20 protein-coding genes and 1 pseudogene are annotated in these 15,369 nt (G+C 66.5%); 12 read left to right on the top strand and 9 right to left on the bottom strand.

The features are described 5' to 3' along the window. Nucleotides 1–885, bottom strand: a complete 885-nt coding sequence (locus tag BM362_RS43065; protein WP_067576373.1) for a LysR family transcriptional regulator — start codon at nt 883–885, stop codon at nt 1–3. 105 nt (nt 886–990) lie between these two features. Between BM362_RS43065 and bla the strand changes: the two genes are divergently transcribed. From bla to BM362_RS47160, 6 genes are all read left to right on the top strand, one after another. Then, nucleotides 991–1,887, top strand: a complete 897-nt coding sequence (gene bla, locus BM362_RS43060) for a class A beta-lactamase (protein WP_093577063.1) — start codon at nt 991–993, stop codon at nt 1,885–1,887. Continuing rightward, nucleotides 1,884–2,405 carry a D-alanyl-D-alanine carboxypeptidase family protein gene (locus BM362_RS43055; protein WP_067576371.1) on the top strand — a complete coding sequence of 174 codons (522 nt, stop codon included), beginning with the start codon at nt 1,884–1,886 and terminating at the stop codon, nt 2,403–2,405. Before bla ends, BM362_RS43055 begins: the two co-directional genes overlap by 4 nt. Before the next feature lie 347 nt (nt 2,406–2,752). After that, nucleotides 2,753–3,253 (top strand): hypothetical protein, encoded by a 501-nt coding sequence (locus BM362_RS43050; protein ID WP_208865514.1) that lies wholly within the window; start codon nt 2,753–2,755, stop codon nt 3,251–3,253. Next, complete coding sequence (locus tag BM362_RS43045; protein ID WP_093577062.1) at nt 3,250–3,975, top strand: maleate cis-trans isomerase family protein; 726 nt, start codon at nt 3,250–3,252, stop codon at nt 3,973–3,975. The genes BM362_RS43050 and BM362_RS43045 overlap by 4 nt, the downstream gene beginning before the upstream one ends. 64 nt (nt 3,976–4,039) lie before the next feature. Next, nucleotides 4,040–4,285, top strand: a complete 246-nt coding sequence (locus tag BM362_RS43040) for a VOC family protein (protein ID WP_167545663.1) — start codon at nt 4,040–4,042, stop codon at nt 4,283–4,285. A gap of 340 nt (nt 4,286–4,625) precedes the next feature. Further along, complete coding sequence (locus tag BM362_RS47160) at nt 4,626–5,864, top strand: helix-turn-helix domain-containing protein (protein ID WP_143132638.1); 1,239 nt, start codon at nt 4,626–4,628, stop codon at nt 5,862–5,864. Here the strand turns inward: BM362_RS47160 and BM362_RS43030 are convergent. From BM362_RS43030 to BM362_RS43015, 6 genes are all read right to left on the bottom strand, one after another. After that, nucleotides 5,861–6,811, bottom strand: coding sequence for a phosphotransferase enzyme family protein (locus BM362_RS43030; RefSeq protein WP_093577060.1), 951 nt, complete (start codon nt 6,809–6,811; stop codon nt 5,861–5,863). The two genes, BM362_RS47160 and BM362_RS43030, sit on opposite strands and share 4 nt — an antisense overlap. Before the next feature lie 47 nt (nt 6,812–6,858). After that, complete coding sequence (locus BM362_RS43025; RefSeq protein ID WP_093577059.1) at nt 6,859–7,530, bottom strand: LytTR family DNA-binding domain-containing protein; 672 nt, start codon at nt 7,528–7,530, stop codon at nt 6,859–6,861. A gap of 361 nt (nt 7,531–7,891) precedes the next feature. Next, the gene (locus BM362_RS47155) at nt 7,892–8,128 is read right to left on the bottom strand and encodes a hypothetical protein (RefSeq protein WP_143132637.1); all 237 of its coding nucleotides are present in this window, start codon (nt 8,126–8,128) and stop codon (nt 7,892–7,894) included. Between the two features lie 10 nt (nt 8,129–8,138). Further along, entirely contained in the window at nt 8,139–8,360 is a 222-nt protein-coding gene (locus tag BM362_RS47150) for a hypothetical protein (RefSeq protein ID WP_143132636.1), read from the bottom strand. Beyond that, entirely contained in the window at nt 8,353–8,676 is a 324-nt protein-coding gene (locus BM362_RS43020; RefSeq protein ID WP_208865513.1) for a recombinase family protein, read from the bottom strand. Before BM362_RS43020 ends, BM362_RS47150 begins: the two co-directional genes overlap by 8 nt. An 86-nt stretch (nt 8,677–8,762) precedes the next feature. Then, nucleotides 8,763–9,203 carry an Imm1 family immunity protein gene (locus BM362_RS43015; RefSeq protein WP_167545662.1) on the bottom strand — a complete coding sequence of 147 codons (441 nt, stop codon included), beginning with the start codon at nt 9,201–9,203 and terminating at the stop codon, nt 8,763–8,765. 410 nt (nt 9,204–9,613) lie between these two features. On the opposite strand from BM362_RS43015, the gene BM362_RS43010 reads away from it, so the two are divergent. The 6 genes from BM362_RS43010 (at nt 9,614) to BM362_RS42990 (ending at nt 14,682) form a co-directional block, all read left to right on the top strand. Further along, nucleotides 9,614–10,387, top strand: coding sequence for a hypothetical protein (locus BM362_RS43010; RefSeq protein WP_143132634.1), 774 nt, complete (start codon nt 9,614–9,616; stop codon nt 10,385–10,387). Between the two features lie 276 nt (nt 10,388–10,663). Continuing rightward, nucleotides 10,664–10,870 (top strand): helix-turn-helix domain-containing protein, encoded by a 207-nt coding sequence (locus tag BM362_RS46675; protein ID WP_107309596.1) that lies wholly within the window; start codon nt 10,664–10,666, stop codon nt 10,868–10,870. Beyond that, on the top strand, nt 10,867–11,211 hold the full coding sequence (locus BM362_RS43005) for a WhiB family transcriptional regulator (protein WP_093577056.1): 345 nt from the start codon (nt 10,867–10,869) through the stop codon (nt 11,209–11,211). The genes BM362_RS46675 and BM362_RS43005 overlap by 4 nt, the downstream gene beginning before the upstream one ends. After that, a complete protein-coding gene (locus BM362_RS43000; protein WP_093577055.1) occupies nt 11,208–11,540 on the top strand; it encodes a hypothetical protein in 333 nt (110 codons plus the stop codon). Before BM362_RS43005 ends, BM362_RS43000 begins: the two co-directional genes overlap by 4 nt. Next, the gene (locus BM362_RS42995) at nt 11,537–12,337 is read left to right on the top strand and encodes a hypothetical protein (protein ID WP_244287472.1); all 801 of its coding nucleotides are present in this window, start codon (nt 11,537–11,539) and stop codon (nt 12,335–12,337) included. The genes BM362_RS43000 and BM362_RS42995 overlap by 4 nt, the downstream gene beginning before the upstream one ends. Beyond that, complete coding sequence (locus tag BM362_RS42990; protein WP_093577054.1) at nt 12,334–14,682, top strand: FtsK/SpoIIIE domain-containing protein; 2,349 nt, start codon at nt 12,334–12,336, stop codon at nt 14,680–14,682. Before BM362_RS42995 ends, BM362_RS42990 begins: the two co-directional genes overlap by 4 nt. A gap of 246 nt (nt 14,683–14,928) precedes the next feature. Here BM362_RS42990 and BM362_RS42985 read toward each other — a convergent pair whose 3' ends face one another. Both BM362_RS42985 and BM362_RS46670 read right to left on the bottom strand, forming a co-directional pair. After that, entirely contained in the window at nt 14,929–15,243 is a 315-nt protein-coding gene (locus tag BM362_RS42985) for a hypothetical protein (protein ID WP_093577053.1), read from the bottom strand. Nucleotides 15,244–15,269: 26 nt separating this feature from the next. Next, nucleotides 15,270–15,369 (bottom strand): annotated as a pseudogene (locus BM362_RS46670) (IS481 family transposase); the annotation flags it as partial.

Here is a 15,369-nt window from a genome sequence, read left to right as displayed (position 1 = left end):
TCAGTCTGCCGCAACATCCGCGCCGAGACACCGCGCTATCGCCGCGCGCAACGGCGTCCGCACCCGGCCGACGTCGTCGCCGAGCCCCGCGGCCACGTCGTACCCCCGCGCGAGCCGGACGCCGCCCACCGGACGCCACGCCAGCCCCAGTTCGCGCGCCTGATCCGCCGAGCACAACAGCAGATCCGCCGACCCGATCACGCTCGCCGCGGCCGTCGTCAACGTCCCGGCGACCTCGACCTGCGCGGGAAGCAACCCGGCCGCGTCGCGGGCGCGGAACACCCGGTCGCGGACGTGCGGCACGTCGTCCTCCGGCTGGACCCACACCCGGCGCCGCGCACCGGGCGACCGGCCCGCGCGCAGGGTCTCCAGGTGCACCACGGCTTCCTCCGGCTCGGCCTCGCTGGCCAGCCCGAGCGGCACTGTCCACACCCCGTCCTCCGGCGGCACCGCGACCAGCGCGGCCCGCACCTCCTGCGTCCGCACCAGCTCGGCCCGCTCCGCAGGCCCGGCGACGCGGAACTCCAGAAAGACCTCCACCGTCCGCGCCTGCGCTTCGAGTTCGGCGAGATCGCGGGTGGTCGACGTGTCCGGGACCGCCAGCCGCAACGGCCGCCGGCGCGCGCGCTGCGCGTCCGATTCCATCGCCTCGGCGAGCCGCACCAGGCGTTGCGCGGACGGCAGCAGGTCCCGGCCGAACGGCGTGAGCCGCGCGCGCCGGGTCGACCGGTCGAACAGCCGCTCCCCCAGGTGCCGCTCCAGCGCGGCGATCCGGCGGCTCGCCACCGGCTGCGGGATCTGCGCGACCGCCGCGCCGCCGGTGAAGCTCCCCGCTTCGGTCACGCTCACGAACGCCTTGCAGCAGCCGACCAAGTCCACGACCAGAGCTTATGCCAGATCCGCATCAACTCGCACAGAAGTGTCTTGGACCGCATGAACCCGCCGGGGGCACGCTGCTGGGGAGTTGATCGACTTCGGAGGGAGAACCCCGTGTTCCGCAGGCTGACCCTGGCCTCGTTCGCATTGGTCGCGCTGGCCTCGTGTGCCGCACCAGCACCACCGGACGCCCCGGCGAGTTCCGCGCAGTCCGCCGCGCCAGTCGCGGCCAAGACGGTCGCGCAGCCGGATTTCGCCGCACTGGAGAAGGCTTTCGACGCCCGGCTCGGCGTCTACGCGATCGACACCGGCGACGGCCGCGAGGTCGCTTATCACGCCGACGACCGCTTTGCCTACGCCTCCACGCACAAGGTGTTCAACGCGGCAGCGATCCTGCACCGCGGGGATGATCTGACCCGCACGGTCACGATTCGGCAAAGCGATCTCGTGCCCAATTCCCCGATTACGGAGAAGCACATCGGGGAGCAAATGTCGTTACAGAGCGTCCTCGACGCTGCGCTGCGTTACAGCGACAACACGGCGGATAACCTCATGTTCCGCGAGATCGGCGGTCCCGCCGGGCTGGCCGCGGAGCTGCGCAGGCTGGGGGATACGGTCACCCGCGTGGACCGCATCGAGCCCGCTCTCAACGAGACGAGCCCTGGTGACGTCCGGGACACGACCACCCCGCGAGCCTGGTCCAAGGACCTGCGCGCCGTCGCGCTCGACTCGGGACTCCCGGCGGACAAGCAGGCCGTGCTCACCAAGATCATGCGCGCCAACACCACCGGCGCGCACGTGATCCGCGCGGGCGTGCCCGCGGACTGGCAGGTCGCGGACAAGACCGGATCCGCCGATTACGCCACGCGCAACGACATCGCCGTGCTGTGGCCGCCGCACCGCGCGCCGATCGTGCTCGCCGTGCTGTCCGACCGCCGGCAGAAGGACGCGAAGACCGACGACAAGCTGATCGCGCGGGCCGCCGCCGCGGTCGTGAAGGCGTTGCAGTGACCGGAATCTACCGAGTGGCCACCCACGTGCTCGCGGTGCTTTTCGTGCCGGTCGCGTGGGTGGTCGCGCGGGGCCGGGCACGGCACGTCGCGTGCCAGTGGGCGCTGGGGGCCCGCTATCCGGCCGAAAACCTCGCCGGGCTCACGCCCGGCACGTACGCCGCGTTCACCGCGGCACGCACCGAAGCCTTGTGGCGGCACGGAATCCTGCTCGGCCTGACGTCCGGCCACCGGGACGCCGCGACGCAGGCCGGCCTGTTCCACGCCGAGGTCCAGCGCGCCGGGTCGCACGAACTCGCCCTGCACCTCACGCTCCCGCCCGCGCAATCGCAGCACGTGCGAGGCGTCGCGCTCGACGTGCGGCCCTGCGAAGGCGCGCAGTGGCTCGAAGTCCACGGTGGACGGTTCGGCCTGTATCGCGTGTACGACAACGAATGGTGGCATTTCGAGTATCACCCGGACGGCCGCCCGCAGCGGCTGCCGCACCCCGGTTTCGCCGCCACGCGCGCGGCCAGCTGAGGCCGGTTCGTCCACTGTGGACCAGGCCGCGAGTCACGGATACGCGACGAAACCGGACAAGCCGTAACGCACCCCTGAGCCGGGCGATAAGCGGATGCGCCCGGGGGCGTCCTGGGCCTGTCCGAACGGGAATCGCATGATCCGCCCCCTCCTGCGCTGCGGCGCCATCACGGCCGCGCTCGTGTGCGCCGCCTGTTCCGGCCCCGGGACAGTCCCGCCCTGCCGCCGGTCAGCGCCGCCGCGAGTTCGACGCGCCGCCCGACGCCGCGACGGTCGGCGACACCGTCGCGAACGAGCTGGGCCTGGCCAGGGCGGTCCACGTCAAGGGCACGAGCACCGACGGCCTCGTGGTCGACCTGCGGCTCAACCACGACAGTGCAGGCGGCTCGATCGAGAAGGACGGCGCGGCGCTGTCGCTCGTGCGCGTCGGCGACAGGATGTGGATCAACGTCACCCGCGCGCTGACCAAGATCGCCGGAGCCCTGTCGACGACGGACGGCAGGTGGCTGTCGGTGGACGCTCCGCTGCTCCACGGTCGCGGCGCAAGGTTGAAGAGCCTCCTGGACTGCGACGCCTTCCTGGGCACCGCCGCCGATGCGGGCGAACCCGTCGACCTGGCGGGCACTCCGGCGGGGCGGTACCGGAACGGCAGCAAGGCGATCTGCCTCGGGCGCTTCGGCACGACCTGCTCCCTGATGCGGTACGAGTCCCCCGAAGGACGGCGCGATGGACCTCGACTTGGGCGAGCCCCGCCCGGCCAAGGCCCCGCCCGCAGGCGAGAGCTGCTCCGGCCCCGGCTCCTGAAGTTCTGCCGCCCGGGCGAACGAATGCGACACTGCCCGAGATGATCGGTCTGCTGTATCCCACTCGCGATTGCGCCGAAGACGACTTCACCGCGCTGGCCGGATGCCTGGACGCCCGGCCCGGCGTGGAGTTCGCCTACGTGCCCTGGGCCCGGCGCGTGGTCGAGCGGGAAAACGTCCACACCGCCGTGCGCGAGCTGAGCGAGCCGGACCGGCTGGTCCGGACGGCGGCGAAGTTCACGACGTCCCCGCGCGTGGTCAGCTGGGCCTGCACGAGCTGCAGTTTCATCGACGGCGTCGCCGTGGCCAAGACGCAGACCGACGCTCTGACGGACGCGCTGGACGTCCCGGCGAGCAGCACGTCGCTGGCCTTCCTCGCGGCCGCGCACCGGCTCGGCCTCAAGCGGATCGCGCTCGCCTCGGTGTACGCGCCCGACCTCACCGACGCGTTCTCGGCGTTCCTTGCCGAGGAAGACATCGCCACCGTGCACGCCGTCTCGGCCGACGCCGGTTCGGACCGCGATCTGGCGACGTGGGACAGCGCCCGCATCCGCGACCTGGTCGATTCCGCGGCCTCCTCGGACGCCCAAGCCGTGCTGCTCCCGGAGACCGCGCTGCACACCGCGCCGCTGCTCGCCGAGCTCGAAAACCGGGCGGGCAAACCCGTGCTGACCGCGACGCAGGTGACGCTCTGGCACTGCCTCACCCTTCTCGGCCGACCGGCCGCCGGACCGGGTCTGGGCACCCTGCTCGCCCATCCGCATTGACTGTCCGCTCTGGACAGCCAAGGTCCCGGCATAACCGCGGCCGATCGCGGGTAACTCCCCGAGCATGAGCAGCCGTCTGATCGCCGTCACCGTCGACTGCCGGGACGCCGGCGCGCTCGCCGAATTCTGGCGGGAAGCGCTGGGCTACCCGCGGGCCGAGCGGTGGCGGGACAGCCATGGACTCACCTACGTCGAGCTGAAAGCGCCGGACCGGCCGTCGCTGCTGTTCCAGCCGGTGCCCGAGGGCAGATGTTATGAAGACGTAGCCGACTCGACAGGAAGCCAGAGGCGACGCACACACATGCCGTGATCGCAACTGTGCACGCGGCTCGCGGTAAAGGCTCGTACATGTCCCAGCTAACAGAGGTACGCTGGTCAGCAGGGTGATCACTACTCAGGGGCAGAGGATGGGTGCACAGGGTTCACGACGGGGGCACTCCGCAGTTCGACGCTGTCAGGGGTGTGGCTCTGCGCTGGCAGCGGACAACACCGCTCAAACATGTGGGCGGTGCCTCAGGGATCAGCGGGACCGACTGCGGACGCCGCCTCACCTTGATGACAGTTTTTTCGAAACGCCAGAACTTCGTGCCGCATTTGATAGCCATCACATCGGCAGAGTCTTCAAGGCGTATAGGCATCATCCGCAGCACTTGAAGCTCTACGGCAAGGCACTCAACCAAGAAATAATCGGCCAATGGCTCGGGATCAACCAAGCCCAGGTGAGCAGGCTTGAAAACGGCCCGCGCGAGGTGAACATCACGACGCTGACCCACTATGCGCAGGTGCTTCACCTGCCGCAGCACATGCTTTGGTGGGACTTTCCGGGCCAGAGTCGCCGAACATCACCACAGCGCACGATAGATAATCTTCTTGTAGCGGCACCGGCGAATTTCATTGGAACCGGCCTCAGTGCGCTAGATACGGTTGACAGCTACCTCCTTGCCGAGGAATTCCTCTACGAGGATCGTGAGCCTGTTCCACTCTCCGCCCTGGCTGGCACCATTCGCGAGATGACGTCCGACCTCATGACTATGGATTTCAAGCACGGCGGCGGGCATGTCCGGCGACTCTTGCGGAACTACTTTAGGGACGAAGTTGCCCCGCTGCTGAGTTGGAGCTATCCGGATTCAACTCTGCAATGTGAGGTGTTCGGTGCTGCCGCAGAAACCTTGCAACTCCTTGGATGGAGTGCATACGACGCTGGACTACAGGAAGAAGCGAAGCGTTACTTCATCAAGGCTTTGCAGCTTTCCAAACAGTCCGGAGATATTGCGATGCAGGGACGGCTACTTTCTAACCTCTCCCATCAAGCGAACTTCCTAGAACAGTTCGACACGGCTTTAAAGCTTGCCAGAGATGCTCAGAACGTCGCATCGGGCACTGCAAGCAACACGGTTATGGCAATGCTGGTCTCCATGGAAGCTCGTGCACTAGCCAGCAAGGGCGATGCCCCGGGATTTGCCAAGGCAATGCATCGGGCGGAACAGCTTCATGAATCCCGCAACATCGAGAGTGATCCAGCGTGGTCTTCATACTTCAACGAACAGGAGATAGCCAGCGAGGCCGCGCACGGTTTTAGAGACCTAGGGAATGCTGAGAAAGCCCGCGAATTCGCTAATATTGCCCTCGACCCGGAGTACACGCCTCCGAGGACTCTCGGCTTTATGCGACTCGTGGCCGCGTCTGGCGTGCTGGCGGGCGGCGATGCGGAGCAGGCCGCCTCATTAGCCTCCGAAGCGATATCGCTCGGGGTATCTTTGCAGTCCGCCCGCTATGTCAAGTACATCACAGACTTCTACGGCGCATTGACTGCGGCGGATGCGAAACTGGGTGCTCAGATATCCGAGGCGCTAAACCGCCACTATCCGGCCATGAAGCTACTCGGCTAGCGCGGACTCCACGCATCCCCAACTTCGCCGGTGCGAATAGTGTGCATCCTGACATCGAACTCCCTCTTTATGTCCTCGGAGTGGTCTATATTCTGCATGATCCAAGTCGTCATTTTGATTTCTTGAAGCTGCCTAACGACGTCGAATCCACTCCACCTGGTGATGTCATATCCATATGCATCGGCAAAGTCGGCGTACTGCTCGTCGGTCCACCATTTCGCTGTGGTGTACTCGGTCGCCGTCACTGCTAGGTCAAGCTCCGGATGCCCCCATCCCGTCCGCTCAAAGTCAATTAAGACCGGAGAGCCGTCAGTGGAGATCATAAGGTTTTGGATGTGGCCATCACCGTGAACCGGCGCCTTGTCAAACTTCCAATCGAGACCATTGAACGCATCCCGCAAATCCCGGAACTTGGCGAGGATGTAAGACTTGTCAGCCTCGGGTGCCGGTGATGTTTCCAGCCTGCGCTCAAGTCGACTTTCAATGCCAGCGGAAGGAAGCTCAAAATTGGACGGATCTGGCAAATTCCGCGGCTCGGGCAAATCATGAAATCGACGCAAGAGCGTTCCAAGTGTCGCTACCTCGTTCGGGTTCGCGACGCGACCGGGTATGAACTCCCAGAACGTCACCGGATGCCCCTGAGCCTCGATCGGCTGCGGCAAATTAGCGATAACGCGAGCAGCCGGAAATTCAAAATCGCTAAGCCACTTCGAGACAAGTACTTCGTTCTGAACTTGGCTCCAGTAATCCATCGTACGAGCAATCCGAACCACTACTGGGGTATCTGAGAGACGATATATGGCATTCTCACCCAGTCGGATAAGTTCCGCGTCGGCTGGATTGAACCCAACTTCACGGCAAGCGGCGGTCAGCGTTGCACGACTTGCAGCGGGCGAGAACTCGCTCTCGCCCGCTGCCGCAGTATTGTCACCTGTCGAATCAGCCACGCTCTAAGGCTAGCACTCGGCCGACGCTATGAGCGGCCACACGCATGCTATGAGCGGTCGCGCGCCAGGGCTTCACGGGCCACGGCTACACCCCGTCGGCTTACGGGAACCGGTCCCATATCCGTCTCTAATCGATGGGTCTTGTCAGAGTTTTGATAGAGCCCGCGAATTGCATCCACGGCGACAATGTAGCGACGGTGCACGCGGATTAAGTCGGGGTACAGTGCCTGAAGCGTCGCCAAGGACACTCGCCCCGGCATGACATGCGTACCGTCAGGTGTCACTACTCGGGTGGTATTTTCGAACGCTTCGGCATAAATTATCTGCTTGCGTCCGATGAAGATCGCCGACCCGTCGCTTTTGTGCACCTTGAAGACGTAATAAGATTTCGCCTGTCGTATATCTATTGTCAGAGACGTCGCCGCCCCCAGTAGGCGTTCGAGCGCCGCGATATGTTCGCACATAGCCTCGTTACCGGGTGCTGTGATGCGGACATAGAGATCGGTCAGATTATGTGCGCGGATGTATTTGACATTTGTGGAGAGGAATCCCACGTCCTTTAATGTGCGGGCATGCATCGCAATGGTGGAGATGGGCACGTCGGCAAGTCGTGCCAACTCGGTTGCGCCGCGCCATTCGCCGTCACTCAAACCGCAGAGCATCAGGAGGCGCGGCCGCACGAGCAAAAGTGGATTGAGGTCGGAGTCCAGTTCATGCATTCGGCTTTATTTTCAGGTTCACGGGACCGTCATGTGCGCAAGCTTTAGCGCAACGGTGCTCCAGGTGTGTGTCGACGCGCGAAGCGTCGCGTGGTAATCGGGAGAGGAAGTCGGCCGGAGAGAGTGCCGTTCTGAAGCGGGTCGGGTGTTAATGTCCCGGGTCGGATTTTGGGGATGGGCCGGGTTGTCTCGCTGGCGGTTTCCTGGTCGATTCGATTGTGGATTCCTGCTACGGAACGAGAGCTGTAGCGCCGGAGGAATTTGCGTCGCCTGCGGCCGCTTGCATGTTCGCTGAGCATCCAGGTGCCGAAAGCGACCAGGGGCACCGCTATCACTGCCAGCGAGAACAACCCCCAGCCATTCATTGGATTTCGGGCGGATGTCGCCGGGACGGCGGGCGAGCCTGAACCGCACTCTCGGACCTTTCCCGAAATTCGGCATGGTCTTGGAGAAGTTGGGAAAGCTCCCCGAGCATGCCTGCGTAATCGCGTTGCCTCTCGGGCGTCATTGTGCCGAGCATCAAATCATTGGCTACAGGTTCCGCGTGGGCGCTCACCGCGCGAAGCGATTCGATGAGCGCCTTGGTTTCGTTGTCCATGGCCGCTCGTCTATTCTTTCTGCGCGTCGTTGTCGTTGTCTTCTTGCGTCATCTTCAGGATTTTTCCGAGAAGCTTCGCTTGCTGGATATTTCCTTCGTGGAGGGCGTGCATGGCCGCTGCGGCCGCTTGCGATTCCGCTTTGGTCGGCGGTCGTGCGGGTGCTTTGGCCGCTTTGGGCGGTGCGGGTTTGGCTGATTCCGGGTCGGGCTTGGGCTGGTTCTTGTCACTCAATTGCTGTCCTTAGCCGCATTGCGAGAACTTGTGCGCGGGCGGAAAATTCCAGGCGTTCCAGCATCTGGTCTTGCAGGAGGCCGTTTTGGGCGAGGTGGCGAAGGCTCGGCACTACCACGTGGTGCGCGTCGGCGCGGATCAGTTCGGCGATCAGTTCCTCGAAAGCTTCGTGGGAGCCGCAATGGAATTCGAAAAAGAATCGGACGAAGTGCAGTCCGGATCGTTCGGCGTATGCGACTGTCTGGTCTTCGAGCAGCTTGACTTTCTCGTCCTCCACGTCGCGCGGTACTCGCATGTAGCCGTAGGCGTGCGGCACAGTCCGCACAGTCCGTGGACTGTCGAGAACCGCCGCCGATCCAGTCTCGTTCATGATTCCGCTCCGCTCGCTTCTGTTTCCCGTCGCTAAACCTTGCAAGGTCTCCATTCGATGCACGCGGGACGCTTCCAGGTGTCAAGCCATTCGAGAAGTCCCATCCGTGCGAGCGACACAGGGATCAGCGCGGTCCGGGGAAACACCGCGCCGGTTTCGCCGTCGCAGATAAGGTCCAACTCGGGGAGTGGTCGCTCTGAATTGTAGGAATTGGCGATGGGCATCACCGGGTCGTCGTGGTCCCGGTAGGTCAGCGCGGCAAGTGCGTACACGGTGGAGACGCTGACCAGGAATTGGTGATTGGGAAAGGGTCCGTTCTTCTTCGAGGTGTAGAATTCCTGTTCACCGACGCACAACACGCTTTCCTGCTCGGTGTGGTCGATGTCGAGGATTTGGTCCACCAATGCGGCGGCGGCGTTCTTTCCTTCTGCGGCAACCGCTATTCCAGTGGCCAACGCTGCGGTGAGGATCACGCGGGAATCACCGTGCGGCGGGCGCGGTAGGTCATCGGAGATCCTGCCTTTCCTGGTTGCCAGTGCGGGGTCAGTGGCAACAGTCGGGCGCGAGGACGCGAGGCGTCTATGTCGGATCTCGCATGGAGCATGCGCGGCCCCGCATAACGGCAGGTCAAGGCCGGTAAGGGTTACCGTGGGTTTCATGACGATCACACGGCGGGGGCAGGGTCGGAAACCCAGCAGGGGCGAGTGGGCCGCGCTGGCGGTCGCGGGTGCGGCGGCGCTCGTTCTGTGGCGTGCGAGCGGCGATTGGTGGCCGTGGCTGCTGGCGGCGGGGGTGCTGGTGGTGGCCGCGATGATCGGGGCGCGGCGTCCCGGGGGCGCTGGCGGCCGGACTGGCGGCGGCGGATGTGTGGTGGTTGTCGGCGGTGCCGTTGTGGGGGTGGGCGCTGGCGGTCGGCGGGATCGTTCTCGCGGTGGGCGTGTGGTGGCTATGGACGCTGCGGACGCATCGGGCGGCACCGACCGGCCCGGCGTGGCGCTCGCCCGCGCTGAGGGCTTCTCAGGCGGCGGTGGTGCCGCCGGAAGGTCCGGCGGAGGTGACCGCGCCTATTCGCCGGGTCCGGGCAGGGAGGCTGCCTGTGCCGGGGCTGGGGCGGCCGATGCGCGGCTGGCAGGCGGCGGCGGCGCTGGCGGCCGGGCTGGGGTTGGTCGCGGCCGGGGTGGTCGGCTGGCGCGTGGACGCGGCGCAGCGGGCGGAGCAGCAGCAGCGCGACCTCGACGCGGCGCACGATGCCGCGTATCCGGGGATCTTGCCGCGCAGCGGGGCGGATCTGGTGCACGCGCTGGTGGGCGCGATCGCGACCGCGCACCCGGAACGGGGGTGCTTTTTCTTCGCGCCTCAGGCGGGCAGGGATTTCGCGGCGTCGGTCGGCGCGGACACGTGCGAACACGCGATCGACGTTCTCTCGCGGCAGGTGCCGGGCGGGGTGCGCGGCGGTATCGCGTATCAGAATGCGACCGGCGCATATGTGCTCGACGCGTCGGCGACGACGGATATCGGGGGCGGGCGAAAGGTCGTCGACGCGTGCCGCGTGAACGTCGACCCGCCGACCGCCGGGCCGTCGCGGTTCGGGGTGTTCACCATGCAGCAGATCGGCGGGCAGGGCAGTCAGGTGGTCGCGTTCAGCAAGTGCCCGTGACACCGCATATCAGCATGTCAAGGTCATGATCCGGGGCCACCGCGGCCTGTCCGCGGCGACCTCGGAGAAGATCAACATTCCGGCGGGGAATATCGCGCGGAAAATATTCTTTCTGGGAATATGGAACTGCGCGGATATGCGGCTGGAACTGGGGTTATTCCGGAATCCGCATAGCCGTATTCCGGTGCGCGCATAGTTGTTTTTTTGGTTCGGCGGCTTACTGGTTTCACGGCTCGCAGAAGCGGGCCGGAAACCCAAGTCAAAGGAACCAAAACTATGTCTGAACATGTTTCCCGCCCGGTTTCTACGGGCTTCTTCTCTATCCGCGAGGTCGGCTGGGTTCTGGGTGTCGGCGAGGCCGAGGTGTGCCGGTTGATCCGGGTGGGCGTGCTGCCTGCGGTTCGCCGTCGCGGTCGGCTGGTCGTGCCCGCTCATGCCGTTGCTCTGCTGCTGCCCGCCCCTGGCGACGGGGGGCAGCGATGAACGCCAATCCTGTCAACGATTTTTATGCGGTCATTGCCGCTCGGCTCGACTACTTGGAGGCTGTGCCGACCGAAGTTCTGTCCACTCTGGTCACTCGTGACGGGGCGTGCATGTGGCCCTCCGGTGATCCGGCGGAACCGGAAGTCATCGGCACGGATTCGCCTGACCGCTCAGCCGCCGCGCAGATCTGCGTGGGCTGCCCAGTTCAGGATGCCTGCCTGGAACTGGAATTCCGTACGGCCGGATTCGCAACGCTCGGGGTGTGGGGCGGGCTGGCCGAAGACGACCGGCGCGCGGCCTGCCTCGCGTGGTGTGAACGGCGGGACGGGGGCCGTTCATGAACGTCTCGCCGAACGTGTTGTTCGCGGCGCTCGGGGTGGCGCTGCTGGTGTTGTGGGTGTGGCGTGCTTCGGCGCGGCGTGCCCGCCGGGCGGCGGACGCGGCGCGGGCCAGTGCCCGGCTGCTGTCCTTGACGGGCCGTGTCGTGGCCGGTGCGGTGGTGCTGACCGGTGTGCAGTGGCTGGCGTTCACCTATCCCGGGGCGCCGTGGCTGCTGCGGGTCGCGGCGCTGGGCCTGCCCGCGCTTTTCAGCTCCTACACGCTGGTCCGGGCGCTCACGGTGACCACTGTGGACTTCCGGCGGGAGGCACGGCGGGGTGGTCGCCGATGACTGTCCACGGTGCTGAATCGGTCGAACGGGTTGCCGTGCAGGTGGATCGGTTGTGCTGGGCGGGGGTGCTGCTGGGGTTGGCGTTCACGATGACCAACGTTCAGCAGTTCGCCGCGAACGGTGCGGCGGTGTGGTCGCTGCCGTGGTGCACGGCGTGGCTGCTCGATCCGATGGTGTCGGTGGTGCTGCTGTCGATCCTGCGGGCGGAACAGGTGACCGCACGGCACGGAGTCCGGACGGGCCGGTGGGTGCGGGCGGCGAAGTGGTTCACGCTCACCGCCACCTACGTCATGAACACCTGGGAGGCGTTCACGGCCGGGAGTCCGGCCGGGGTGGTGCTGCACTCGGTGCCGCCGCTGGTGGTGTTTGTCGCCGCCGAAGCGGTGACCGACCTCCGCGACAAGCTCGGCGCGGCCCAGTCGGCGGCGGCCATGTCGGCGGTGTCGGCGGGGCGCTTGTCGGCACCGGAACCGGCGGCGTTCGCCGGGGCCGCTGGCCAGCCGGAACCGGCCACGATCGGACCAATGCCGGCGAGTTCCGCGGTGCGGTCGCCGGCCGCGGACGGGCCGGAAAAACCCGCCTCTGACCAGGGCGTTTCGGCGGGCGCCGCGTCCGGCCGTCGGCGCCGGACCTCGTTCGCCGAATACCTCGCCGTAGCCCGCGAGGCACGCGCGGCCGGGTCGCCGGAGACGCCCGTCACCCCCGCGTGGGTGCGGGAGGTCACCGGGTGTTCGCGCGGCCTGTCCTCCCGGCTGGCCGCCGCCCTCACTGCCGACGAGGACGGGGGTGCGCGATGAGCACGCCCGAGGATCCGCGCAAGCGCGGGGGCGAGCTGGTGCCGAAGGTGTACGACGGCGAGATCGTGACCGGTGCCGATCAGAACGGAGCGACGGCGGACCGGCGGCCGGTTGCGGTGGTGCGGCGGGTGTTCATCGAGTGCACCGGGCGCCTCATCGGCCGGGTCCGGCAGTCCGGCCGGGTGGCGCGCTGGCGGGGCCTGCTGGCCTACCGGGCGCGGAAGCTCCCGCGTGATCTGGCGCGGCTGTTGTGGTTCCTGCTGCGCGGCCACGGCCGATGGATCGCCAAAGTCTGGACATGGGCGACCTACGCCGATCTCCGCAGCGACGCGCGCCAAGCCCGGATGTCCGGAGACGCGCAAGCGCGGCGGGAAGCGCAGGAAACCATCCGCGCCGACGCCAAAGCACGATGGACGAAACTCGGCATCGGCCTGCGCCGGGTCCTGATCGGTTCGGCCGCGCTCACCGTGGTCCTGGTCCTGCTGGCCCTGACGAACATGTTGTTCGACCGGGCGGCCATGCCCCGATGGCTGGCCACGGTGTACGACGTGCGCGACGTGTGCGGCACGGTCCTCGTGACTGCCGCGCGATGGTTGGCGGTGCTCGGCCCACTCGGCTGGGCCGTGGCGGCGGTGTGGGAAGGACGCGACCGCGCCCCCGGCGCGGGCTGGCTTACCCAGCCGGACCGGGACGACGCGGATTCCTGGGTGGACGAACGGATGATCTCCCGGGCGCTGGCGCATCTCGGTATCGCCCCGATGAACGCGTTCTTCAAGAACGGCGGGGAACTAGTCTACCTCACCCCGGCGCGCAAGGACGGGGACGGCACCGCCGCCCGCATCCGCCTGCCGCTCGGGGTGACCGCCGACATGGTCGCCGACCGCCGCCCCACGCTGGCGGCGAACCTCGGCCGTGCGTCGCTGGAAACCTGGCCCACCAAAGGCGACGAAGACGGAGTGCTTGACCTGTGGGTCGCCGACAAGGGCACGTTGCAAGGCGGCGCGGGCGACTGGCCGCTGTTGCACGAGGGCAGCGTGGACGTGTTCGAGGGTGTGCCGTTCGGGCTCACTCAGCGCGGCCTGATCGTGAACGCGCCCTTGCTGGAAGCCAACTGGCTCATCGGCGGACGGCCCGGTCAGGGCAAGACCTCGGCGATGCGGACACTGCTGCTCGGCGCCGCGCTGGACCCCACCGCCGAACTGTGGGTGTTCGTGATGGGCGAGAGTCCCGATTTCGAGCCCCTGAAACCGCGCCTGAGCCGCTACCGGATGGGAATGGACGACTCAGTGGCCGCCGACGCCGTGGCGGCGCTGAGAGACCTCACAGAGGAGATGGAACGGCGCGGCCGGACACTCGGCGCCCAGCCGGGGCAGCCGCCGAAGGTCTCCCGCAAACTCGCCGACCGCGCCGCGTTGGGCCTGCATCCGCTCATCCTCGCCATCGACGAGTGTCACGAACTGTTCCAGCACAAGAAACACGGGAAGCAAGCCGAAGAACTAGCCGTGCGGTTGATCAAACGCGGCCGAAAGTACGGAATCATTCTCCTGCTGGCCACCCAATCGCCGACGAAAGACAGCATTCCCAAGGAGATCACCCGCAACGTCTCCTGCGGAGTCGCGTTCGCCGTGGCCGACCACATCGCCAATGACGGGCTCTTGGGCGCGGGCCGGTACCGCGCGGGCATCCGCGCAACCGAACTGCGGATGAAAACCGACCGGGGAACCTGCGTCGCGGTCGGCATCACCGACGCGGCATGGGAACTGGTCCGCACCTTCTACATCACCTTTGAGGACGGAACCGACCTGGTGACCCCGGTCATCGCCCGCGCCATGGCTTTGCTCGCCGAACACGGGCGGCCGGTCGCCCTCACCGCAGCACAGGAGAACGAACCGCCGGAACCGGCCAATCACATCGCCGACATCGCCGACGTGATCGGCGGAGAGAAACGAGTCCGGACACAAACCGTGCTGGCGCGGCTCATCGCCCGCGACCCGGACGAGTACGACGGATGGACCCTGTCTGACCTTACCGCCGCGTTGGCTGGACACGGCATCGCGCCAGGCAAGTCCGACGGAGTGATGGTCATCCGGGCCGCCGACGTCGCCGCCGCCGCCGCGCTCGCTGCCGGGGACAGGGAGGCAGGCAGGGAGCCATCAGGGAGTCAGGGAGTTCTCCCTGACCCCTCCCTGAGTAAAACTCCCCGGGCTGACCAGCGCAAACCCAGTCCAGGGAGGCGCGAGAGCACCCGCCGGAACACCCCCCAAAAACCCGAGAAACAGAGCGGAGAGACCGCGCGCTCGTACTCCCTCCCCGATGACGGGAGGACGGAGGCAAAGCGCCGATGACGGACAAGCCAGCCCGCACGGTCGCCCCCGGACAGACCCCCTCGACCCGCGCCCTTGACGATCCCATCACGCTCGGGCGAGCTGCGCGCATCGTGCGGCTAGCCCTAGCACGTCAGACCGGACGGCCCCATGACCAGACAGGCAAGGCAGCTACCCCCACGCCCGACAAGCAACCCTGAACACAGCAGAGCCCCGGCAACCCATGGGTTGCCGGGGCTCTGTCGTCTGGTCTGCACCGCTGGCGGCTCAATCGGAGTCTTCCGCCGCCGTGGTCTGCCGCAAGTTCCGCCACTTGATTTTCACCCGGTCCGAGTCATAGACGCGAGGCCGACCAGGGAGCGCAGGAACCACCGTCACCTTCTCGATGAACATCCGCAGAAACTCCCGCTGTTCGTCCAACGTCATGTCCGGCCACGCCCGGCGCACAGCCTCAATGTCCACGTCCACCGCTTTGGGCGGCAACGTCGCATGCTCCGTGCGCAAACGCTGCTCATTCGCCGCGATCGCGTCCCGCGCTTCCTGCCACTCACCCGACGTCAACGTGCCCGGCGTGCCCCACATCGCTGCCAACTCGCGGCGTTGACGCTCTAGGTGTATGAGGCCATGACGTTGGTGACGCCGGCATGGAGCCGGGTGACTGGTGGTTGGTTTCCGGCGGCAGTGTGTGGTCGATGGTAGTTGTAGTGG

Origin of the sequence: Amycolatopsis rubida (genome assembly GCF_900115345.1) — a bacterium.
Lineage (GTDB): Bacteria > Actinomycetota > Actinomycetes > Mycobacteriales > Pseudonocardiaceae > Amycolatopsis > Amycolatopsis rubida.
This window is presented reverse-complemented; position numbering and strand designations above follow the sequence as displayed.